Consider the following 20,813-nt stretch of genomic DNA (forward strand, 5'->3'; position numbering starts at 1 on the left):
TAAACGCAACAAACAAAGATAATCTTCTCATCACGAAAACGGCCCCAAGCCGATCAAAAGGGCCGCCCACAAAGCGGCCTTTCTGCTATAATGGGTCCGGAAACATGCAGTGCGTCCCTTACACGAGACAAATCGCCTTCGGCAATTTGCTCGGGCAGTAGCGTAAACTGCTTCGCAGTTTACGCACCGTGACAAAACCCAAAGGGTTTTGCACTTGGCGCGGGGTGGAGCAGCCCGGTAGCTCGTCAGGCTCATAACCTGAAGGCCGCAGGTTCAAATCCTGCCCCCGCAACCAAATCTCCCGTGGTGAGCGCTTCCCGGGCGATCTAGCTCGGCGTCTTCCTGACGCGAGCGAATATCCTTATACATCGGATACATAACGTCCGCGCAAGCGCCGAGGAGCTTTCTCTTTTTGGACTCCGTGTCGAGCTCGGCTCCGCAACCTCAGACGCGGTGCCGTCCCCGATTTCGCTCGCCGATGACCGAGATTTGGAGCCAGCCGCGCTGGTCGGTTTCGGCGCAGGCCCCGCGGGACACCGCTTCCCAGAAGTGACGACTTACCGGACCACCAAGACAGGCACCGGGCTGCTCGCGAGGACTTCCGATGTCTGGCTCCCGAGCACCAGCTTTCTTAAACCCCTACGGCCGTGTGATGCCATGACGATCAAATCGCAGTCGAGAGCCTTGGCCTCCTCAACAATCGCTTCGGCCGGATAAGCCTGCGGGATATGGACAGTGTTCGCCTGCACGCCGAGCTTTTCTGCTGCTCTCTTGACCCCAGCCAGCACTCTCTCGGCTGTTTCCTTTTGACCGGCTTCATACTGGGCCATCTCTGTCGGCCCGGGAATATAGGTGCCGGCAATCCCGGCATGCGCGTAGACAGGGAACCGCTCTGTTGCCATGATTATCGTCACGCGGGCCTTGAGGCTGCTTGCAAGCGACAGCCCATGATCGACACCCTTCTGCGCTACTTCCGATCCATCGGTAGAAATGAGAATATGGTTGTACATACTTGTCGTCTCCCGTCTGGTCCAAGGCATTTGTGCCCACCACGCAAGGTACTATCGTTTCGCAACTAACGATACGGTTGTAGACGGAGAAATCGCCAGAACGGACTGGCGGAGGTTGGCCATCGCGCCACATGCAACGCACCTCCACTGTGGACGGATTACACCGCTGTGGACCTGCGCTACCGTGTCAGTCAACGTATGCCTGTGCACAGCGACATTCTCAAATCTGTCATATCGGCTGGTTCGAAGCGGCGTGGCACTCAGGCCTCCGATGAAACGGGGCTGCTGCACTCTCCTTTTCGTGGAATGACACCAATGCAGAACAATTCGGCAGTGATTATCGAGGGCGCGACCGTCATTTTTGGCGACCGTCTGGAGCCCGCTTCCGTGCGCATCGAAGACGGCCGGATCATGGCGGTCGACGGTGCACGCGACGGAGCGGACATTGTGGATGGACGCGGCTCTCTCCTCGCTCCGGCTTTTGTGGACATTCATGGCGATGCCTTCGAGCGGCAGATCATGCCGCGGCCGGGGACGATGCTCCCCGTCGCTCCTGCGCTGCTCGAAACAGACCGTCAGCTTGCCGCCAATGGGATAGCGACTGCCTACCACGCCCTGACGCTGAGCTGGGAGCCGGGGCTTCGATCTGTGGAAAACGGTTACGCCGTCGTCCGCGCTCTCGACGCACTCGGCCCGCGTCTGACGGTGGACAATCGTGTCCAGCTCCGTTGGGAAACCTTCTGCTTCGAGGCGATCGAGCTTATTCGCGAGGCGCTCGCCGGACCGCGCCTGCCGTCGATTGCCTTCAACGACCACACATCAATGGCAATGCTGCATCCCTCGATACCGTTGCAGGAGCGGCCGTTTGACCTCGATCCGGCCTTCCCGGCAGTCGACCCCGAAACGCCTGCGTTCGCGGAGAAGATGGCGGAACGCGCCAAGCGGGCCAAGATCCCGGTGTCTGACATGGTCGCGCTCGTCAGGAACATGTGGGATCGCCGTCCGCAAGTACCAGCCGCGATTGAAGAGGTGGCGACCCTCGGCCAGGCCGCCGGCGCACCGATGCTGTCGCATGACGATAGCCAGATTGAAACGCGCGACTTCTTCCGCGTCCGTGGCGCACGGATCAGTGAGTTCCCGACGAACAAGCGGGTGGCGCGGGCCGCCCGTGAGGCTGGTGACTTCATCGTCTTTGGCGCGCCGAACGCCACGCGCGGCGGTAGCCACATTGTTTCGATCGGTGCCGCCGATATGATTCGCGAGGGTCTCTGCGATATTCTCGCCTCGGACTATTATTATCCTGCGATGCTGCTTGGCCTGGCCAGGCTCAAGGCCGATGGCGTGGCACCGGTCCACGCGCTCTGGCCGCTCGTATCCGGCAATCCGGCGCGTGCGTCGGGGCTCTTCGATCGCGGCGTGATCGAAGTCGGAAAGCGGGCGGACCTCATATTGGTCGATTGGCCAGAGGGCGGCGCCCCCGTGGTTCGGCGCACCTGGGTCGCCGGCCGGGAAGCCTATTGCGCGGCGCCGATGGGCTGGTGACGAGTAGAGAAGCGGGCGAGCAACTGATGCAGAGCTAGAACGAGGCCCGTCGGGAGCTCCGCTCGTCCGCCCATCTCGCGCAAATCTTTAACCTCCGTCAGCTGCAGAGAAAGGCCGGCAGGACGAGCGGATCGTCAAGCGGCCCGAAAGTACGATCTGCCGGGGAGGGCGGTCGGAGCGATTGGCAAGGCGGTCGAGAATGAGCTGGGCTGCGTGTTCACCGATGGCCTGTACCGGCTGGGCGATGGTCGTCAGGTTCGGCTGGAAAACATCCGCCCAGGGAAAATCGTCGAAGCTCGACACCGAGATGTCATCGGGACAACGCAGCCCCATGTCCCGGATCGCCTTCATCACGCCGATGACCATCAGGTTGTTTGCCGAGAAAATGGCGCTCGGCCGTTCCGGCATCACGAGCAACTGCATGGCGGCATTATAGGCGTCTTTCTCGCGAAAGTTTCCGATGCGCACCAATGCGTCGTCCTGGGGAATGCCGGCATTGTCAAGCGCGCCGCGATAGCCGGCCAGCCGGCCGAGGCCGGTGGAGGTATCAAGCGAACCCGAGATGTAGCCGATCCGGCGATGGCCGAGGCCGACAAGATAGTCGATCGCGTCTTGTACCGCGCGCTGGTTGTCGAGGACGACGGCATCCGCCGCGATGCCGTGGCTGATGCGATCGATCAGTACGGTCGGGATACCGGCGCGCTGGAGGACGCGCTCAAGCGCATGGTCGTCGCCAGCCGGCGCAATGATCAGGCCGTCCACCATCCTGTCCAGGAGAAGCGAAATCTGCTCCTCCTGTTGCACCGGATCTTCGTCTGTGCAGCAGAGCATCACAGCGTAACCGGCGCGATGCAGCACATCCTGGATGACGGCGACGACATCCGTGAAGAACGGGTTGGTGATATCGGCGATGACGAGCCCGATCGTCTTGGTGGCGCCCGTCTTCAGGCTTCGGGCAATGGCGTTGCGTTTATAGCCGATGGCCGCAATCGCATTTTCGATTCTGCCACGCAGTTCGGAACTGACCGGCGCGGTACCATTGACGACCGCCGAGACCGTGGCAACCGAGACGCCTGCCGTCGCAGCGACGTCTAGCATGGTCGGCTGGGATTTTCGTCTTTTGGAAGAAATCCGGTCCATAATTCAAAACGTTTAGATCGATGCGTTGTCCAACATGTTACGAAAATGGCAAGTTCTTAGCAAGATCAAAGCGTTGGAGGGCGACTGATCTCTTGACAGATTCGAAACGTTTAGATTAGCTTCTACTGTCGCTTACAGCCGCGAGACAAAGATGGAAGGGAGGCCGTCATTGTCATGCAGGAAGAAGTGGGCCATTTGTCTTCGCGCGCCGACGCGCCATTTTCGTCCACCGCGCCTGTGCTGGAAGCGGTCGACGTCTCGAAGTCGTTTGGCGGAATTGCCGCGCTCAATCATGTGAAATTTGATCTGTTCGCCGGTGAGATCCACTCGCTGATGGGCGAGAACGGCGCCGGCAAATCGACCCTGATGAAAATCCTGTCCGGTGTCTACGCCGACTATGATGGCGCCGTCATCATCGACCAGGCTCCGGTTCACTTCGCGACGGTGCGCGACGCAGAGGTTGCCGGTGTCGCCATCATCCACCAGGAACTCAATCTCGTCCCTGAGCTGTCGATTGCCGACAATATCTTCCTAGGCAGGGAGCCCTTGATCGCCGGGTTGTTTGTCGATCGCCGAAAAAGCATGAATGCCGCCCGGACCCTGCTCACGCGGCTCGGCATCGATCTTGATCCCGAAGCACGGGTGTCGTCGCTCAGGATCGGCGAACAGCAGCTGGTCGAGATCGCAAAGGCGCTGTCGCTCGACGCCCGGATGCTCATCATGGACGAGCCGACATCGGCGCTGTCACCGAATGAATGCAAGCGGCTTTTCACGATCATGCGCCAGCTCGCATCGGAAGGGGTGGGCATCATCTACATCTCGCACCGGATCGACGAGGTAATGCAACTCAGCGATCGCGTCACGGTGTTCCGGGACGGCCGGCACGTCTGGACCAGGCCGAAGTCGGAGATCGATGAAGACATGGTCATCGCCGGCATGGTTGGCCGCAATCTCAGCCGTGCCGAAACCATCAGGCACGAAGCGACCGCCGTTGGCGGTGCAGTCCTGTCGGTGAGAAATCTGTCATTGTCCGTGGCCAACCGGCACGGCTGGAAGCAGGTCCTGACCGGCGTCAATTTCGAGGTCGCCTCAGGTGAAGTCCTTGGCATCGGCGGCCTGCTCGGGGCCGGGCGTACCGAGATCCTGCAGGCGATAACGGGCGCCAGCAACGGGGAGGCCGGCGGTGAGATTCTGATCGACGGGCAGCCGGTCACGATCCGCTCGCCGACGGACGCGCGCCGACTGGGCATTGCCTTCGTCACTGAGGACCGCAAGATGCAGGGACTTCACCTGCACGATACGATCACGGAGAATGTCGCGCTACCGCTCGTCAGCCGAATGGCGCGCTTCGGCCTGCGCGACTTTGCGGCGGAAGCGGCGGTTGCCGCCGACGCCATCAAGACGTTGGGTATTCGGGCCTCGGGCATTGAACAGGTCGCGGCAACGCTTTCCGGCGGAAACCAGCAGAAGGTCGTGATCGGCAAGTGCCTCGCCACGACGCCGCGCATCTTGCTGCTCGACGAGCCGACCCGCGGCATCGATGTGGGGGCAAAGAGCGACATCTACGACCTGATCTTCCGCCTGGCCGAAGCGGGTATGTCGATCGTCGTCGTGAGTTCGGAAATGCCGGAACTCCTGCATCTTTCCGACCGCATCCTCGTCATGTCCGAAGGACACCAGACCGGTATCCTGAACCGCGCGATCGCGACGGAGGAGCGGATCATGCAATTGGCGGCACCGCGATCCGGCAACAGGCAGGAGAAGGCATCCGCATGAATGTGATAAAGCTTGTTTCCCGCACGAAACTGTACTGGGGCCTGATCGCGATTTTCCTGATCGGTGTCGCCTGGTCGCCGGTGACGTCGTCGGGCAGGAACATATTTCTTTCCAGCGGCAACCTGCTCGACGTGCTGCGTCAGGTCTCGACGACGGGGCTTATCGCGACCGGCATGACGGCCGTCATCATCACCGGCGGCATCGACCTGTCGGTCGGTTCGTTGATGGCAATCTGCAGCGTCGTCTGTGCCATGTTGTTGACGGTTCCGGGGGACACACCCGCCTTCCTGCTCGGCGTGCCGTCGGTGCTGCTTGCCGCCCTCGTCATCGGGGCCGCCGTGACCCGGTTCATCTTCTCCAATCTTGAAAAGAGCCGCACTGGCTTCAGCCATAGCCGCGACCTGACGCTCGACCGCACGCGGGGCATCTATGTCCCGGCGCTGGTCGGTATCGCCCTCTGCACCGTGCTGCTCTTCTATATCGTGCCGCAGAGCGAAACCAAGTTCGGTGTGCTCGGCGTGCTGCTCGTCGTACCGGCCGTCGGCCTTCTGTTTGGCGCCATCAACGGCATCATCATCGTCGTCGGCCGCCTGCAGCCCTTCATCGTCACCCTGGCGATGATGGTGACTGCGCTCGGCATCGCTCGGCTGACGGCGGGTCAGAACAATGCGGTCCTGCCGGTTTATACCGGGTCGAACGCCACGGCCGATTTCGATATCCTCCGCTCGCTGGTCTTCGGCATCATTCCCATGCCCGGTATCTTTTTCATTGCGGCGATTGCGATTTATGCGGTCGTGCTGAAGTTCACTCCGTTCGGCCGCTTCGTTTATGCGATCGGCGGCAACGAGGAGGCGGCGCGGCTTTCAGGCATCGACAGCGGACGGGTCAAGATCGTCACCTATGCCGTCTCCGGCCTGCTCGCGGGCATCGCCGCGATCCTCTACGTTGCGCAGTATCGCCAGGGCAAGCCCGATGCCGGGGCTGGGCTGGAGCTCGACGCCATCGCCGCGGTGGTCATCGGCGGCACGAGCCTGATGGGGGGACGCGGCAGCCTTGCCGGCACCTTCTGCGGCGTGCTGATCTTCGGGCTGCTGTCGAATATCCTGCAGCTCCACAACATCAATTCCAACCTTCAGCTGGTGCTGAAGGGACTGATCATCATCGGCACCGTGCTCGTTCAGGAGCGCAATGCCCGCGATATTCTGGCGCGGTTGCGGCTGACACTGCCGCGGCCCGCGAGATCGGAGGCGTCCGGGGAGGAGCGTCCGCGCAAGGAGACCATGTCTCTCAACACTGGAGGAAACGGAAATGAAACGTCGTGACATGTTGAAGTTCGCGGTCGTCACTACCGCGCTTTTCACCACTACATCCCTTTTCGCTACGCATGGCGCGCTGGCGCAAGACAAGAAGTGGCGCATCGGGTTCTCCCAGGCGACCACGATCGAGCCCTGGCGGGCGCAGTTCAACAAGGACATCATCGCGGAAGCCGCAAAGCATCCCGAAGTCGAGCTGATCATCACCGACGGTGAGGACAAGACTGAAAAGCAGGTTGCGGATGTCGAAAACCTGATCCGCCAGGAAGTCAATGCGCTGCTGATCTCGCCGAAGGAATCCGCTGGCCTCACCGGCGTCGTCCAGCAGGCGATCGACGCCAAGATTCCGGTCTTCGTCTTGGATCGCAACGTCGAAACCGACAAGTACGTCCAGTTCGTCGGCGGCGACAACAAGCTGATCGGTCGGGCTGCGGGGGAATATGCCGTTGAACTTCTCGGCGGGCCCGGTAAGGCGCAGGGCAATGTCGTCGAGATCTGGGGCGGCATGGGAACCCAGCCGGCACACGACCGGCACGACGGCTTCCACGAATTTACCGACAAGGAGCCGGGCATCAAGAACCTGCTCGACCAGCAGTCGGGCGACTGGAAGCAGGACCAGGCCTACAACATCATGGCCACCGCGCTCCGCAACAATGAGAAGATCGACCTCGTCTATGGCCACAACGATCCGATGGCCTATGGCGCCTACCTCGCTGCCAAGGATGCCGGACGTGAGAAGGACATCAAGTTCATCGGCATCGATGCGCTTCCCGGAGAAGGCGTGACCTGGGTGAACAATGGTGAACTCAGTGCGACCTTCCTCTATGCAACGCCGGGCGCGGAAGGCCTGCGTCAGGCGATCAAGTATCTCGGCGGAGAAAAAGTCGAAAAGAATGTCGTCTTGCCGACGCTCAAGGTGACAAAGGAAAATGCAGGCCAGATCATGAAGGACAACGGCCTCTAACTCAGCGTAAACCTGACAGTAAAGAAGGGTCGGCTATCCCAGCCGGCCCTTTTTGTGTCCATACGGGTCCGCACCTGTTCGACGGTCAGTCCGGTCCGCTAAACCACTGTAGTAGTCGGCGGCATCCGCGCATTCGTCGATAGCCTGGCGGAATATCGGGCTTGGGGAGAGCTTGGATGGCTGCCTGGGGGCGAAGGCTGCGTAAAACTCGAGGGGATTGTGAAGCTTCCGAGTTTTGCGGCTTTCCACCGAGGCTCAACCGGTGGACCACTGGAGCACTTTGTCCAACCGTGAAACGGTCGCTCACCTATACCTCTGTATAATTCGCTCCATCACGCGTTTCGAATATCAGTAGGCGGATCCGTCGTGTCGGCGGCAAGGAAGCGCAAGTCTTTTTACGTGTTCGCATGAAAACCGCTTGTCTTTTCCGTAAGCTCTCTAGCTGTCAGCGCAGCGTTTCATCACAAGCGATTTTGGAGGTATCATGTCTGTCCCCGACGATCAGATCCTCACGCTGCAGGTTGCCAATATGCCACCGCAGGATACGGGAGCGAGCATCGCCCGCGTCTCCACGAAGGCGATGACCAAGCTCGGCGTACGAGAAGGCGAGCTTATTGAGCTCATCGGCAAGCGGCATACGGCCGCGATCGCGATGGGGCCCTATTCCGATGATGAGGGCCTGAACCTGATCAGGCTCGACGGCCTTCAGCGCGTAAATGCAGGCGCAACAAGCGGCGACCATATCGAAGTTCGCAAGGCGGAGGTCAGGCCGGCGACGAAGGTTGTCCTCGCGCCGGCGCAGAAGAACCTGGTGTTGCAGGGACCGGGTGAAGCTTTGCAGCGCACGTTTCTTCACCGCCCAATGGTGGCCGGCGACGTTGTATCGACCTCAGTCCAGCAACGCGTAAGAGATCCCCGCGCTGCGGACCCGCTGCTACGGAGCGTACTCGATCTTCCCGCCTACGGTCTGCAGGAAATCAGGCTCGTCGTTGTCTCGACACAGCCGAGAGGCATCGTCCAGATGAACGAGCAGACGGTTGTCGAATTGCGTTCGCAGTTTGAGGAACCGAAGGAAGCACGCCGAGCTGACGTAACGTACGACGATATCGGCGGACTCGGCACCTCTGTCGAGCAAGTCCGCGAGATGGTGGAGCTGCCACTGCGCCATCCCGAGTTGTTTCAGCGCCTCGGCATCGAACCGCCAAAGGGCGTGCTTCTCTATGGCCCCCCGGGCACCGGCAAGACGCTGTTGGCCCGTGCTGTCGCCAATGAGACGGAAGCCAACTTCTACCACATCGCCGGTCCCGAGATCATGGGCAGCCGCTACGGGGAGTCCGAGGAACGTTTGCGGCAGGTCTTTCAGGAAGCCTCGCAGAATGCGCCATCAATCATCTTCATCGACGAAATCGACTCCATCGCGCCAAAGCGCGAGCAGGTGACCGGAGAAGTCGAACGGCGAATTGTCGCCCAGTTGCTAACCCTTATGGATGGGCTGGAGCCGAGGCAGAATATTGTTGTCATCGGCGCGACGAACAGGCGAGACGCGATTGACGAGGCGCTCCGCCGTCCCGGGCGTTTCGACCGCGAAATCGTCATTGGCGTACCGGACCAGCGCGGCCGGCGCGAGGTGCTCGCGATCCACACCAGGGGCATGCCACTCGCCGAGAACACCGATCTCGATGAGATCGCGAGGACGACCTACGGCTTTGTCGGAGCGGATCTCGGTGCGTTGGTTCGCGAAGCGGCGATGGATGCGCTGCGCCGTGTTCTTCCCGATATCAATCTGAAGCAGGGTATCCCAACCGAGATCCTTGAAAAGCTCACGGTCTCTCAGGACGATTTCACGTCCGCCATGAAGCGCATTCAACCTTCCGCGTTGCGCGAAATCATGATCCAGGCGCCGAACGTCCGTTGGGACGATGTCGGAGGTTTGGACGAAGCGCAGATGAGACTGAAGGAAGGGGTGGAACTGCCGCTCAGGTCACCGCAGTCCTTTAGGCAGATGGGCATTCGCCCTGCAAAGGGATTTCTCTTGTTTGGACCTCCTGGGACCGGGAAGACACTGTTGGCAAAGGCCGTGGCGCGCGAAGCCGAAGCGAACTTCGTGGCAACCAAATCGTCCGATCTGCTTTCGAAATGGTACGGCGAGTCCGAGCAGCAGGTTTCGCGGCTCTTCGAACGCGCACGACAGGTTGCCCCGACCGTCATCTTCATCGATGAAATCGACTCGCTGGCCCCCGTCCGCGGCGGCGGGCTGGGTGAGCCGGCGGTGACCGAGCGGGTCGTCAACACGCTACTGGCCGAAATGGATGGGTTGGAAGACATGCAGGGCGTCGTCGTGATGGCAGCGACCAATCGGCCGAATTTGCTCGATCCGGCACTGCTGCGACCGGGGCGCTTTGACGAACTGGTCTATGTTCCCGTGCCGGATGCAAAAGCGCGGCGGAAGATCCTTGGCATCCATACGAAGAAGATGCCGCTCGCCGACGATGTTGATCTCGATGAACTCGCCGACAAGACGGAGCGGTTTACAGGGGCAGATCTCGAAGACCTGACACGGCGAGCAGGGCTGATTGCACTGCGTCAGTCTCTGACTGCGTCGACGGTGACAAAGGAGAATTTCGCCATGGCCCTGCAGGAGGTTCGACCGTCGGTCACGGCAGAAGCCGAACGGGAGTATGAGGAGATGCTGCGCACGCTCCGCCAGGAAAATCCGCAGCGCATGCAGATCGGCTTCACGCCCCTCAGGCAGGCTGGAGAGTAGGGGCGCCAGATTAAGTAGTGATCGACCGTGGCGGCTCTGCCGGTCCAGTGCGGGGCGGCCGGGCTTCCGCGCTCCATGCTGAGCCAGGTGAAGCTCCGTGACGCCACCTGTTCTGCGCCGCGTGGGTGGCTGATCGGCCGTTCGTCATCTCAGCAAAGTTGATTTCTTGCGGGGTGTAGGCTTCCGCGGCTTTGGCGGCAGGCCGGCATCGCAGTTCCGCTCGATCAGGGCTTCGGTGACGGACTCGTCGGCATAGGTCTCCTGCATCCGGATGTATATCGCAGACAGGCCCGGATCGAGGGAAAGCGCTTGCCGAACCAAGAGTTCAGCCTTTCCGCTGTTGCCGCAGGCCATGCTAGCCGCGATCTGATAAAGCAACGTCCGCCTGGTCTGAAACGGTAGTGTCAGGGCGACGCGCATCATGTCTTCGAAGCGGTCCAGCGCGTAGAGGGCCGCCACCCGCTCTTCAGTGATCCAGACCGGCAGAAAGGGATCGAGTGTCTCGGCACGATCAAGCATTCCAAGGGCGTGCTCAGCCTCTCCGACATAGACATAGAACGCGGCGCTGCGGCCGAGAATATAGGCGTCGTTCGGAGCGAGTTCCTTGGCGCGTATGTGATGGTAACGCGCCGAGGCGAAGTCGCCCGATTTCATCTTGATCGCGCCCATGATGCGATGGGCTTCCGGGTCGGTCGGGTCGAGTGCAAGCGCATGCGCAACCTGCTTTTCGGCCTCATGAAGGTCAAAGCTTGGCAAGTTGCTCCACGAGCAGACGTGCATGGCGAAGGGGCGGCCGAAACCGGGATCAGCGGTCATTGACCGCTCGAACCAGGTCATGGCTTCGTGTATGTGGGTGTCCGAAACGCCAACCAAGCGATGATGGTCCAGTCCCCGTAGGTAATACTCATAGGCCGTCATGTTCTCCGGGCGCTTTAGCCGCGCGGCCGCAAGTTCCGACTGCTCGACCCGTCCGGACACGGTTGCTGCGACACGCGCGATGATTTCATCCATGACATCAAGCAGTTCGCGAAACGGACGCGTTATGCGATCGGACCAGATGACGAGACCCTCTCCGGTTTCCGTCAGCGAGATGTTGACCCTGAGGTCGTCGCCCGCTTGCCGGATCGAGCCGCTGACGACGTAGCCGACGCCGAGAAGGCGGCCGATCTCGACCGGGTCTTTGGTCGTCAGTGCGGTCGCGGCCGAACGGGAACTGACAAACAACCCCTTCAGCCGGCTCAGTTCAAGAGTCAGGTCGTCGGTGATGCCGTCCGCCAGGAAGGATTGATCCGCAATGGCGCCGGGCGCAATGTCGAACCGCGCCACGGCGATCGAGTTTGTCCGGGGAGGCTGTGCAGCATTGGGAGAGGATCGTGTTGGAGCGAACTGATAGAGGTGGCGGTCCACCAGTTCAGTAACCCGGTAAATCCGTATCGGCTCGAAAATTCCTTTCAGTCGACGTTCGCCGATGTCTTCAAATCCACAAGGCGAGACCCGACGGACCTGGTCGTAAAGCACCCCCGAAACCTCGATTGCGCCAGGTGGCGCAGACGCCTCAATTCGCGCGGCTATGTTCACGCCATCGCCGCGCAAGTCCGAGCCCACGACGACGACATCCGCGACATGCAGGCCGAAACGCATGTCGCCGCCACTCGAGCCAGGAAGGGCAGCGATCTCGGCGCGCGCCTCGATGGCGGCCCTAAGCGCATTGACTGGGCTGCCGAACTCGGCGAGCAGGGCATCGCCCGCGGTGCCGAAGACGCGGCCATCATGGCGCTGGATGACCATGCGAACAGTGTCGAGGACAGCGTCAATCCGGGTGATCGCTCCTTCCTCGTCCGTTTCCATCGCAGGGGTGGAGCCGACGAAATCTCCGACCATGATCGTGGCCAGCTTGCGCTGCATTCTCGATCCCTCCCGCCACAAAAGCACGTGGTGACAATGTAGCACATCAACAGGCTTGGGTGTTTTACGATTGCCAACGACAGCGGCGGGTGCGAACGGTGCTGTGGGAGCACGCACATCGACGTGCAAGCTGCCTGCAGGACTAAGGACGATAGGGGCCCGGCGGATTTGCGATGAAATCGAGATCATAACGTGCGACTTCATCCGAGACCGTCTCGATCAAACTCAATCTTGCCAGGAGCCGCCGCACATCGGCCTGCATCGCGATCATGTGCGGGGTTCGCCTATGGAACTCGTGTGCCTCCGCATCGCGAAAGCCTTCGATCAGAACCACCACGTCGTCTTCATCCTTGTGCCGATGATACTCAAAAAACACACAGCCTGGCTCAGCGCGCGTGGACACAACATGCGGCTCCATAGCGGCAAGGAACGCCTCTCGCATTCCCTGCTTGCAGGTGAGCCAACCCGTTATGAGTTTCATATGGGCACCTCGAATTTCTGTATCACTCGCCCTGACACGGAGGCTACTAACATTCGACGTGGGTGCAGACCTCAAGGTCCATGTCCAGGTTGTAACTTATAGCGCAGGCTGCTTCTGGCGCGAAGTGGACACCGTCCGCCACGGGGCGAGCGAAGACGAATTCTTGAGCGCGCCAGGAAGTGTCTCGACATTGCGTATATGCTAATCTGAGTGGCCATTGGCTGACTTGATGGGGGTGGGCGACAATGAAGCAACGGCTTTCTGTCATCATGGCCTCTGACGTGGTCGGCTATAGTCGACTGATGGGGATCGACGAGAAAGGCACACTTTCCGCTCTAAAATTGCACCGACACGAACTTTGGGACGTGAAAATCGCGTTGTATCAGGGCCATACAATCAAGCTTGTTGGCGATGGGATGCTGACGGAGTTTCAGACTGCTGAAGAGGCGGTCCTGTGCGCGATCGAGATCCAATCGGAGATGCAGAAACGCAATGCGCGTGTCCCCGGCGATCGCAGGATAGAATTTCGGATCGGTATAAATATCGGCGACCTTATCTTCGAGGACGACGATGTTTACGGCGATGGCGTGAACGTTGCAGCTCGCATTGAGAATGTCGCGAAACCGGGAGGCATAGCGATATCCGCATCGGTGCGCGACACCTTAGGCAAGCGTCTGGGCATCCGCTTCGAAGATGTGGGCGAGCACGCACTGAAGAACATCGAGCGGCCAATTCGCATCTTCAACATCATCGTCGACGACGGTGCAGAAGGGGCGAATCCTGAGTTTATTGCGACACCCAAGCCTGCCGTGCAGTCGGTCGGAACGCGCCTTGGGCCGGAGTTTTCGCCGAACAGAACATTGCTGTACGTTTCGAAGTTCTCAAATCTCAGCGGCGATCCAGACCAGGATTATTTCGCGGCGGGATTAACAGAAGATGTCGCGGCAGGTTTGGCGCGGTTCTCCAGGCTGATCGTTGTCGCTCAACAACCGCCCTCAGAGCAACAGCACGCCGAGTCAATCCCGCACTACGTCCTCGAGGGGAGCGTGAGGCGACTTGGCAATCGTGTCAGGGTGAGTGCCAACCTCATCAATGTTTCGGGTGAACGAATCTGGGCGGAAAAATACGACTTCGACCTTATCGACATCTTTCACATTCAGGACGAGCTGTCCCGCTCCATACCGGCCGCGCTGAGCGTCAAGATAGAAGAGGCGGAGCGTCAACGCGCCCTGAGCAAGCCTGTTACATCGCTGAAAGCCTACGATCTGTATTTGCGGGGCCGGCATCTTCATCAGGGCTCGAGCCAAGAGGATGTGCGACTTGCGCGGGAAATGTATCTCGCCGCGATAGCCGATGATCCGGAGTTTCCGCGGCCTTACATCGGGTTGGCCTGGATCGAGCTTCGGAAGCTGAAATGGAACGAAATCGTTGAAATCGATACCGCGCTTGCGACCGCATCGGCCCTGCTAAGCAAAGCCCTGAAGCTAAACCCGATCGACGCTGATACCCACTGGGCTCTTGGCGTCGTTCACCTTTGGAGGGGAGAGGCCGAGCGAGCCGTAGCCTGCTATGAGCGTGCCCGAGAACTGGCTCCCAGCAACTGTGACCTCCTCGCCGAATATTGCGATGCCCTTGGTTATCTTGGGCGCCTTGACGATGCCGTTAGGATGGGAGAGCTTGCCGTTCGCCTCAATCCGAGCCGCCCCGACTGGTATCTCTGGGATATCGCCGCAGCCAAATTTCTTTCGGGAAAATATTTGGAGGCACTGTCCCTTCTGGAGAAAATGGCCGAGCTTGGGCCCGCCTATCGCCTGCTTGCAGCGACCTACGCCCAACTGGGGCGGCTTGAAGAGGCGCGCCAGGCCGCGCGCGAACTTCTGAAGGTCAATCCTGACTTCTCGATCGAGCGTTACAGTTCGCGTGCACCCTATCTCGATAAGACGCTCATGGCCAAATACATCGAAGGCCTACGACTAGCGGGTCTGCCGGAGTAGGTTGGCGATCTGAAAGTCTAATGGACATGTCGACAAAGCAGCTCAATTGACGAAATGTTGCATATGCACTACAAAACGAGATCCGATTGAATGCTGGGGCGAGATGGCCATGGATCGACGTGATTCCAACTCTGATATCGTCAGCGAGGTCGTATCCGGGTGCTTGATGACGAGGAGCAGGCGCATCTCCCGGGTGATTACAAACATCTATGATCAGGAATTGCGTGACTACGGCCTCAATGCATCGCAGTTCTCGATGTTGATCATGATTGCAAAACTGGGTGGTGCTAGCCGCGCCGAGATCGGCCGCGCAAACTTTCAGGATCGGACGACCTTGACCCGCAGTCTTGCACCGCTTCTTGCAGAAGGTTGGATCGAAGAGCTTCCGACGGATGGCGGCCGCAGTAGACCGGTCGTCATTTCGGATTCTGGAAAAAAGCTCCTCAATGACGCCGCGCCTGCCTGGCGCGAGGCGCAGCGGAAAGCCAGCCAGCTCGTTGGCGATGTTGGTGCAAAAGCCATCATTGGCGTTGCCGAGAGTCTTCCGAGAGTAGACGAGCAGAAGTGAAGACGATCTCGGCGCCTCGGTTCCTTAACTTTCTCAACGTGAAGCAAAGCCTCGGCGACGCCGTTGATCCCAGTCCTGCACGATAGCCTTTGCGCTCATCGGGCAGGGCCGTTGTCTTACAGACCACGCTTCGTCGGCGCTACTTCGCCGCCCGTATTTCAGCGACAGTATTCTGAGGTTTCTGGAGGTGCGGGTAGTGGCCGATACCCGGCAAAACAGTCATGGGCGCACCGGTTCGCCGCGCAAATTCCTCTCCCATCTCTTTCTTGATGTAGAGGTCCTTTTCGCCCCAGACGAGTTTGACGGGAGTCTTGAGTTCACCGAGGTGCTCTTCGAGATAGTCCTGGTCGCGCGTGAAGTGCGAGTAGTATTGGTAGAACGCGTCAGCGGACGTGATGTCGCCGTGCCCCCATCCCTCCGTCATGTCCTTCAGCACCTCGGCCGGAAGGTCGAACTGTTCCTCGGGTGGCAGGCCGCGGCGATAGGCGTTTGCAAGGATTTCCGCGCTCGTCCCGTTCATGTGGATACGGGTTTTGGATGCCGCCGGCTCGCTCTTGAGGTTCTGGAGGCTCTTGTACATGTATTCGGGCCTGTTGAACGGAGCGAAGTCTCCGACGACGATGTTCTTGGCGATATCAGGTTCCTCAATCGCTGCCAGCAATGCGGGAAGCGATCCGATATCGGTCGCGTAAATTGTCAGCCTTGAGCGATCGACATGCGCAGACTTGATGTAGGCTCTCAGAATGTCGGCATAGTCTCGTGGCGAATACGAGAACGTCGCGACTGCGGGTCGCGATGACATTCCGTAGCCTGGCCAATCGATAGCATGGACTTCGTAGTCCCGCGCAAGTGCGTTCGCGATATCCTTCCAGACGAGTAGCGTCTCCGGAAATCCGTGGAGGAAGAGAACAGTCCCCTTAGGCGCGGCGCTGTGGGCGACCATGCGTCGAAGCGTGATGTCGGGGGCTACCTCTATGTATCCGATCTCGGCATGGATGCTGCTGGGAGAAGCGCCGGCTGAACCAGCCGATGCCGCGCTCAGCATGAGCGAGGAAAGGAGGGGTATCGAGTGTTTCAACATTTCAAGGCTCCTTCGTGTGTTGTTGCTCGCCTCTGGAGGCGACGATAGTGATTGCGGAAGCTTGGCGAGACCGTCGCCAACCAGTTCCGTACCAATTTGCCTGTATGTTGCGTACGCAACAGAATGTTTGTTCTAGAATGATGATATTGTACAGGAGAGACCGTTGGGCTCATTCCCTGTAAGGCATAATGATGCATATGCAACATATCGTCAAGCCACGCAGAATCTGCGGCGGACGATTTTGTATTGCATTGTATCCAGACCCTCGGTTGGCTTGGTTCCGATACATTTGCGACCGGCATCAGAAATATCCGGGATACCGAACGGTCCGATTTTGGCTCGGAAGCATGGGGCATTGGTTGCGCCTGCTAGTGCCAACGAAGGAGCAATCCATGAACGCACGGTTTATCGTCTCCGCGGCTCTTGTCGCTGCCGCCGTCATCTACCAGCCCGCGCAGGCCCAGCAGCCCGAAATTCAGCGGACCGATCTGGTGAAGGAGGACATCAGCGTCGCCGGCAAGGAAGTCGTCCAGGTGCGCGTCGACTTCAATCCCGGCGCTTTCGCAGTGAATCATAGACATCCTGGCGAGGAAGTTGCCTACGTTCTCGAAGGGACACTCGAATACAAGCTAGAGGGCAGGGAAGCCCTGACGCTCAAAGCTGGCGAGACCCTGTTCATCCCCGATGGCGTTGTCCATTCCGCGCGCAACGTCGGCGAAGGCAAGGCTTCGGAATTGGCGACATACATCGTCACCAAGAATGCGAAGCTCCTTGAGACCGTGAAATAGTCCGACAAAGGAGGAGGATACGTCATGACAGCAAGTGCCAAGGTAGAAGCCATCGACCTTTCTCGTCGGACGCTGTTGTTCGGGGGAACGGCTATCGCCCTGTCGACCGCGGTGTTGCCGTCGCTTGCGAAAGCGGCAGAAACCAGAATGGCGAAACCGGGCTGGAACGGCGAAATTCGCCCTTTCAAGGCCGAGGTTCCTGAAGCGGAATTGATTGACCTGCGGCGGCGGCTCGCCGCCACGCGCTGGCCTGACGGTGAGACCGTCACAGATCGATCCCAAGGCGTCCAGCCGGAAAAGCTGCGCGGTCTCGTCGAATACTGGCAGACCGGCTACGACTGGCGCAACGCCGAGAGGAGGCTGAATGCCTTTCCGCAGTTCCTGACGAACATCGACGGGCTTGATATTCATTTCATTCACGTGCGTTCCCCGCACGAGAACGCGCTGCCGTTGATCATGACGCATGGTTGGCCGGGCTCAGTGTTCGAACTCCTCAATGTGATTGGCCCGCTAACCGATCCAACGACGCACGGAGGCAAGGCCGAAGACGCCTTCCACCTCGTGCTGCCGTCCATCCCGGGCTTCGGTTTTTCGGAGAAGCCGAACACGACCGGATGGAACCCCCAGCGCATCGCGAGCGCTTGGGACGTGCTCATGAAGCGTCTAGGTTACAAAAGCTACGTCTCCCAAGGCGGTGACTGGGGCGCGATCATTTCCGATGCCCTTGGCCGGCGGGCACCGGAAGGCCTACTCGGCATTCACGTCAACCGGATCGAGCGGGGCACCACCTTTCCGCCGGACGCTGCCCAGGCGCTCAAGAACGGCGCCCCGGCCCCCGCGACTCTTTCTCCCGACGAGAAGAAGATCTTCGACGATGCCAGGGATTTTCTGAATAATGGCTTCGGGTACGCCGCCATCATGAATACGCGTCCGGAAACTGTCGGTTACGGTATTGCGGACTCTCCAGTCGGCCTAGCTGCCTGGCTCTATGACAAGATCGCAGACTGGGTCTTCACGCGCGGTGAACCTGAAAAGGCTCTGACAAAGGACATGATCCTCGACAACATCACCCTCTACTGGCTGACGAACACCGGGCCTTCGAGCGGACGCATCTACTGGGAGAACACGGTCTCAGGCGCGAAGCTTACGGCGATTCAGGTGCCCGTCGGCGTGACTGTTTTCCCCGGCGAGGTCTACAAGCCCCCGAAGGAATGGCTCTCCCGCGCCTATCCCAAGTTGGTCTACTATAACCGCGCCTCGAAGGGAGGCCACTTCGCCGCCTGGGAGGAACCGAAACTGTTCAGCGAAGAGATCAGGGCGGCATTTCGGAGTTTGCGATAAGGTGTTGTCGATCGTTGAGGGACGCCGTCGCGGAATAGAACGGCCGGCACCCGCCTTCATCAATGTTTGACGAGGTCCTCCGACCGCGCGATCTTGAAGAAGGCGTTGACTGGCTTGGCTCCGGTTCGCTCCTTGAGACAGATCAGGGCCTCGTCCATAAGCATGTCGTCGGCCCCCACGATTTCCAAAGGAACAAAGCATCGGCCCCGTCCAAACTCGGCCCGGGAAACAAACCAACACAGCCGCCGGCCGCAACGATCTCGCGAACAGCCTCCCGACCCTCGGCCTCGATCGTGGGCGGACGGCGTTCGCCGCACGGTCGCTGATCTGCTGGATAAACGTTCTTCTGTTTGTGTTCCAGGCCCGCGGTCAGTGCAGCCCGAACTCGTTCAAGAGTTGCTCGCGGAACTTGACGAAACGCGCCTCGCTCCGGTTACGTGGGCGTGGCAGGTCGATGTCGATCTCGCGTGTGCGGCCGCCTTTCTCCTTGGCGAGAATGAGGACCCGGTCGGCAAGGTAGACGGCCTCCTCGAGATCGTGGGTTACCAGGATCATGGTGACCTTTTCCTCCCGCCAGATGCGCGCCAGCTCTTCCTGCATCGTGATCTTGGTCATGGCATCAAGCGCGCCGAAGGGCTCGTCGAGAAGCAGAATTTCCGGTTTCACCGCTAGCGCCCTTGCGATGCCGACACGCTGCGCCATGCCTCCCGAGAGCTGGGCCGGCAGCGCCTCGGTGAAATCGCCGAGACCGACGAGTTCCACGTAGTGTCGGGCGCGATCCCGAGCCTCTGCTTTTCGCAATCCGCGGTTTTCCAGCGGAAAGGCGACGTTGTCGAGCACGCTCAGCCAAGGGAGAAGCCGTGGCTCCTGAAAGATCACGGCACGATCGGTGCCCACACCATGGACCGGCTGACCGTCGATCAATACCTCGCCTCGGTCGGCCTCTTCGAGGCCGGCGAGAACCCTGAGCAGGGTCGTCTTGCCGGAGCCAGAGGCTCCGACAATAGCCAGACTCTCACCGGCGCGAATCTGGTTATTGACCGCTTGGAGCACATTGAGATGGCGCCCGTTGATCGAGAAGGATTTGGAAAGGTTCCGGATCGTCACCTCTCCACGCGTGGCAAGTTCAGCGAGTGCCATCTGTCTGCTTCCTCAATTCGCGGCGACGGCGAAGTTCGCCGGATCGTAAAGAATATCCTCGGCCTTCAGCTGTCCCGGCTGCAGGACGCCGCCGCGGGCGAGGATGTCGATCCAGAATTGCAAGTCGCGTGGAACGGCCTTGCCGCCCTCGCGCACGCCGTAACCGGTGAAATACTGCGCGATATCAGGGTTCTCGTTGCGCGAGGCAAGAACCTTGGCGATGACAGCTTTCGTTTCCTCGGGATGGAGGCGGGCATATTCGAGCGCGGCCTGCGACTTCTCGACGAAGGTCTTGGCGGCGGCCGGATGCTGCTTGATCCAGTCGCGGCGCAGCACGACAAAGCCGCCGGCGATTTCGCCGAGAACATCCGTGTCACCGAAAACCTTCTGAAGGGGGCCGTTCTTCAGGGCGGCGCCTTCAAAAGTCTTCTGCCAATAGCCGAAAGCCGAAATGTCGACCTGCTTTGAGCGCAGGACCTGTTCCAGCTGCGGGCCGGGCACGACCACGAGCTTGGCGGCGTTTTCCGGCAGGCCGACGGAGTGGAGCGCCTCGCGTACGGTATAGTCGAGGTGGGCGCCAAGCGTGTTGACAGCGATCGTCTTGCCGGCGAGATCCTTGATGGATTTGATCGGGTTGCCTTCAAGCGTGTAGAAAATGCTCTCGGTGGTCTTGTTGATGCCGTTCGACGCATAGGCGGCGACGAAATCATTGCCGCCAGCAATCGAGTTCAGGACGGCGGCCGTCGCCGCGCTGCCGAGTTCGACGTCGCCGGAAGCCAGCGCGAAGAGCGAGGCAGGCCCGCCCTGGGCATAGCCGACATTCTTGAAGGTGATGCCCGTATCCTTGAAATAGCCGAGTGCTTCGGCAAGCTCGTGACCGGAAAGGCCGCCTTGGCTTGCGAGATAGCGAATGGTGACCTGCTCGGGCTCGGCTGCGAAGACGGTGCCAGCCGTGCCCGCGAGGAGAAGGCTAGCGGCGGCGGCCATGCGGCCGAAGGAGCGACGG

16 protein-coding genes, 1 tRNA gene and 1 pseudogene are annotated in these 20,813 nt (G+C 60.0%); 10 read left to right on the forward strand and 8 right to left on the reverse strand.

What is annotated here, in order from left to right; all coding sequences use genetic code 11:
- Nucleotides 1-218 precede the first annotated feature (218 nt).
- Nucleotides 219-295: transfer RNA gene (locus tag C934_RS0113690), tRNA-Met, on the forward strand.
- Nucleotides 296-557: 262 nt separating this feature from the next.
- Here C934_RS0113690 and C934_RS0113695 read toward each other — a convergent pair.
- A complete protein-coding gene (locus C934_RS0113695; protein WP_018857245.1) occupies nt 558-1,010 on the reverse strand; it encodes a universal stress protein in 453 nt (150 codons plus the stop codon).
- A gap of 315 nt (nt 1,011-1,325) precedes the next feature.
- Here C934_RS0113695 and C934_RS0113700 point away from each other — a divergent pair, with 315 nt between their 5' ends.
- A complete protein-coding gene (locus tag C934_RS0113700) occupies nt 1,326-2,552 on the forward strand; it encodes an alpha-D-ribose 1-methylphosphonate 5-triphosphate diphosphatase (RefSeq protein ID WP_018857246.1) in 1,227 nt (408 codons plus the stop codon).
- An 87-nt stretch (nt 2,553-2,639) separates the two neighbouring features.
- Here C934_RS0113700 and C934_RS0113705 read toward each other — a convergent pair whose 3' ends face one another.
- Nucleotides 2,640-3,650, reverse strand: a complete 1,011-nt coding sequence (locus C934_RS0113705; protein ID WP_018113060.1) for a LacI family DNA-binding transcriptional regulator — start codon at nt 3,648-3,650, stop codon at nt 2,640-2,642.
- A gap of 216 nt (nt 3,651-3,866) precedes the next feature.
- Here C934_RS0113705 and C934_RS0113710 point away from each other — a divergent pair, with 216 nt between their 5' ends.
- The 4 genes from C934_RS0113710 (at nt 3,867) to C934_RS0113725 (ending at nt 10,509) form a co-directional block, all read left to right on the forward strand.
- Nucleotides 3,867-5,468 carry a sugar ABC transporter ATP-binding protein gene (locus tag C934_RS0113710; RefSeq protein ID WP_018857247.1) on the forward strand — a complete coding sequence of 534 codons (1,602 nt, stop codon included), beginning with the start codon at nt 3,867-3,869 and terminating at the stop codon, nt 5,466-5,468.
- Nucleotides 5,465-6,790 carry an ABC transporter permease gene (locus C934_RS0113715; protein ID WP_018857248.1) on the forward strand — a complete coding sequence of 442 codons (1,326 nt, stop codon included), beginning with the start codon at nt 5,465-5,467 and terminating at the stop codon, nt 6,788-6,790. Before C934_RS0113710 ends, C934_RS0113715 begins: the two co-directional genes overlap by 4 nt.
- Nucleotides 6,777-7,745: a substrate-binding domain-containing protein gene (locus tag C934_RS0113720; protein ID WP_018113584.1), complete on the forward strand. Its 969-nt coding sequence runs from the start codon at nt 6,777-6,779 to the stop codon at nt 7,743-7,745. The genes C934_RS0113715 and C934_RS0113720 overlap by 14 nt, the downstream gene beginning before the upstream one ends.
- A gap of 484 nt (nt 7,746-8,229) precedes the next feature.
- Entirely contained in the window at nt 8,230-10,509 is a 2,280-nt protein-coding gene (locus C934_RS0113725; protein ID WP_018857249.1) for a CDC48 family AAA ATPase, read from the forward strand.
- Nucleotides 10,510-10,653: 144 nt separating this feature from the next.
- On the opposite strand, the gene C934_RS0113730 is transcribed toward C934_RS0113725, so the two are convergent.
- Together C934_RS0113730 and C934_RS0113735 are read right to left on the reverse strand one after the other, a co-directional pair.
- Entirely contained in the window at nt 10,654-12,414 is a 1,761-nt protein-coding gene (locus C934_RS0113730; RefSeq protein WP_018857250.1) for an adenylate/guanylate cyclase domain-containing protein, read from the reverse strand.
- Nucleotides 12,415-12,556: 142 nt separating this feature from the next.
- Nucleotides 12,557-12,895, reverse strand: a complete 339-nt coding sequence (locus C934_RS0113735; protein WP_018857251.1) for a putative quinol monooxygenase — start codon at nt 12,893-12,895, stop codon at nt 12,557-12,559.
- 245 nt (nt 12,896-13,140) lie between these two features.
- Between C934_RS0113735 and C934_RS0113740 the strand changes: the two genes are divergently transcribed.
- Together C934_RS0113740 and C934_RS0113745 are read left to right on the forward strand one after the other, a co-directional pair.
- The gene (locus tag C934_RS0113740; RefSeq protein WP_018857252.1) at nt 13,141-14,889 is read left to right on the forward strand and encodes an adenylate/guanylate cyclase domain-containing protein; all 1,749 of its coding nucleotides are present in this window, start codon (nt 13,141-13,143) and stop codon (nt 14,887-14,889) included.
- A 109-nt stretch (nt 14,890-14,998) separates the two neighbouring features.
- A complete protein-coding gene (locus C934_RS0113745; RefSeq protein ID WP_245267952.1) occupies nt 14,999-15,457 on the forward strand; it encodes a MarR family winged helix-turn-helix transcriptional regulator in 459 nt (152 codons plus the stop codon).
- A 139-nt stretch (nt 15,458-15,596) separates the two neighbouring features.
- Here C934_RS0113745 and C934_RS0113750 read toward each other — a convergent pair whose 3' ends face one another.
- On the reverse strand, nt 15,597-16,538 hold the full coding sequence (locus tag C934_RS0113750) for an alpha/beta fold hydrolase (protein WP_018857254.1): 942 nt from the start codon (nt 16,536-16,538) through the stop codon (nt 15,597-15,599).
- A gap of 392 nt (nt 16,539-16,930) precedes the next feature.
- On the opposite strand from C934_RS0113750, the gene C934_RS0113755 reads away from it, so the two are divergent.
- Both C934_RS0113755 and C934_RS0113760 read left to right on the forward strand, forming a co-directional pair.
- A complete protein-coding gene (locus C934_RS0113755; protein ID WP_018857255.1) occupies nt 16,931-17,326 on the forward strand; it encodes a cupin domain-containing protein in 396 nt (131 codons plus the stop codon).
- Between the two features lie 24 nt (nt 17,327-17,350).
- Nucleotides 17,351-18,667: an epoxide hydrolase family protein gene (locus tag C934_RS0113760; protein WP_018857256.1), complete on the forward strand. Its 1,317-nt coding sequence runs from the start codon at nt 17,351-17,353 to the stop codon at nt 18,665-18,667.
- A gap of 59 nt (nt 18,668-18,726) precedes the next feature.
- On the opposite strand, the pseudogene C934_RS35145 reads toward C934_RS0113760, so the two are convergent.
- The 3 genes and pseudogenes from C934_RS35145 to C934_RS0113775 form a co-directional block, all read right to left on the reverse strand.
- Nucleotides 18,727-18,965, reverse strand: a pseudogene (locus tag C934_RS35145) (LysR family transcriptional regulator); the annotation flags it as partial.
- Between the two features lie 71 nt (nt 18,966-19,036).
- A complete protein-coding gene (locus C934_RS0113770) occupies nt 19,037-19,807 on the reverse strand; it encodes an ABC transporter ATP-binding protein (RefSeq protein ID WP_018857258.1) in 771 nt (256 codons plus the stop codon).
- A 12-nt stretch (nt 19,808-19,819) separates the two neighbouring features.
- Nucleotides 19,820-20,794, reverse strand: coding sequence for an ABC transporter substrate-binding protein (locus C934_RS0113775; RefSeq protein WP_409564071.1), 975 nt, complete (start codon nt 20,792-20,794; stop codon nt 19,820-19,822).
- Nucleotides 20,795-20,813 lie beyond the last annotated feature (19 nt).

Origin of the sequence: Rhizobium sp. 42MFCr.1 (assembly GCF_000377185.1) — a bacterium.
GTDB lineage: Bacteria > Pseudomonadota > Alphaproteobacteria > Rhizobiales > Rhizobiaceae > Rhizobium > Rhizobium altiplani.

Coding starts and splice junctions, on each gene's coding strand:
- C934_RS0113695 (WP_018857245.1), bottom strand. CDS start 1,010: ATGTACAACCATATTCTCATTTCTACCGATGGATCGGAAGTAGCGCAG.
- C934_RS0113700 (WP_018857246.1), top strand. CDS start 1,326: ATGCAGAACAATTCGGCAGTGATTATCGAGGGCGCGACCGTCATTTTT.
- C934_RS0113705 (WP_018113060.1), bottom strand. CDS start 3,650: ATGCTAGACGTCGCTGCGACGGCAGGCGTCTCGGTTGCCACGGTCTCG.
- C934_RS0113710 (WP_018857247.1), top strand. CDS start 3,867: ATGCAGGAAGAAGTGGGCCATTTGTCTTCGCGCGCCGACGCGCCATTT.
- C934_RS0113715 (WP_018857248.1), top strand. CDS start 5,465: ATGAATGTGATAAAGCTTGTTTCCCGCACGAAACTGTACTGGGGCCTG.
- C934_RS0113720 (WP_018113584.1), top strand. CDS start 6,777: ATGAAACGTCGTGACATGTTGAAGTTCGCGGTCGTCACTACCGCGCTT.
- C934_RS0113725 (WP_018857249.1), top strand. CDS start 8,230: ATGTCTGTCCCCGACGATCAGATCCTCACGCTGCAGGTTGCCAATATG.
- C934_RS0113730 (WP_018857250.1), bottom strand. CDS start 12,414: ATGCAGCGCAAGCTGGCCACGATCATGGTCGGAGATTTCGTCGGCTCC.
- C934_RS0113735 (WP_018857251.1), bottom strand. CDS start 12,895: ATGAAACTCATAACGGGTTGGCTCACCTGCAAGCAGGGAATGCGAGAG.
- C934_RS0113740 (WP_018857252.1), top strand. CDS start 13,141: ATGAAGCAACGGCTTTCTGTCATCATGGCCTCTGACGTGGTCGGCTAT.
- C934_RS0113745 (WP_245267952.1), top strand. CDS start 14,999: ATGGATCGACGTGATTCCAACTCTGATATCGTCAGCGAGGTCGTATCC.
- C934_RS0113750 (WP_018857254.1), bottom strand. CDS start 16,538: ATGTTGAAACACTCGATACCCCTCCTTTCCTCGCTCATGCTGAGCGCG.
- C934_RS0113755 (WP_018857255.1), top strand. CDS start 16,931: ATGAACGCACGGTTTATCGTCTCCGCGGCTCTTGTCGCTGCCGCCGTC.
- C934_RS0113760 (WP_018857256.1), top strand. CDS start 17,351: ATGACAGCAAGTGCCAAGGTAGAAGCCATCGACCTTTCTCGTCGGACG.
- C934_RS0113770 (WP_018857258.1), bottom strand. CDS start 19,807: ATGGCACTCGCTGAACTTGCCACGCGTGGAGAGGTGACGATCCGGAAC.
- C934_RS0113775 (WP_409564071.1), bottom strand. CDS start 20,794: ATGGCCGCCGCCGCTAGCCTTCTCCTCGCGGGCACGGCTGGCACCGTC.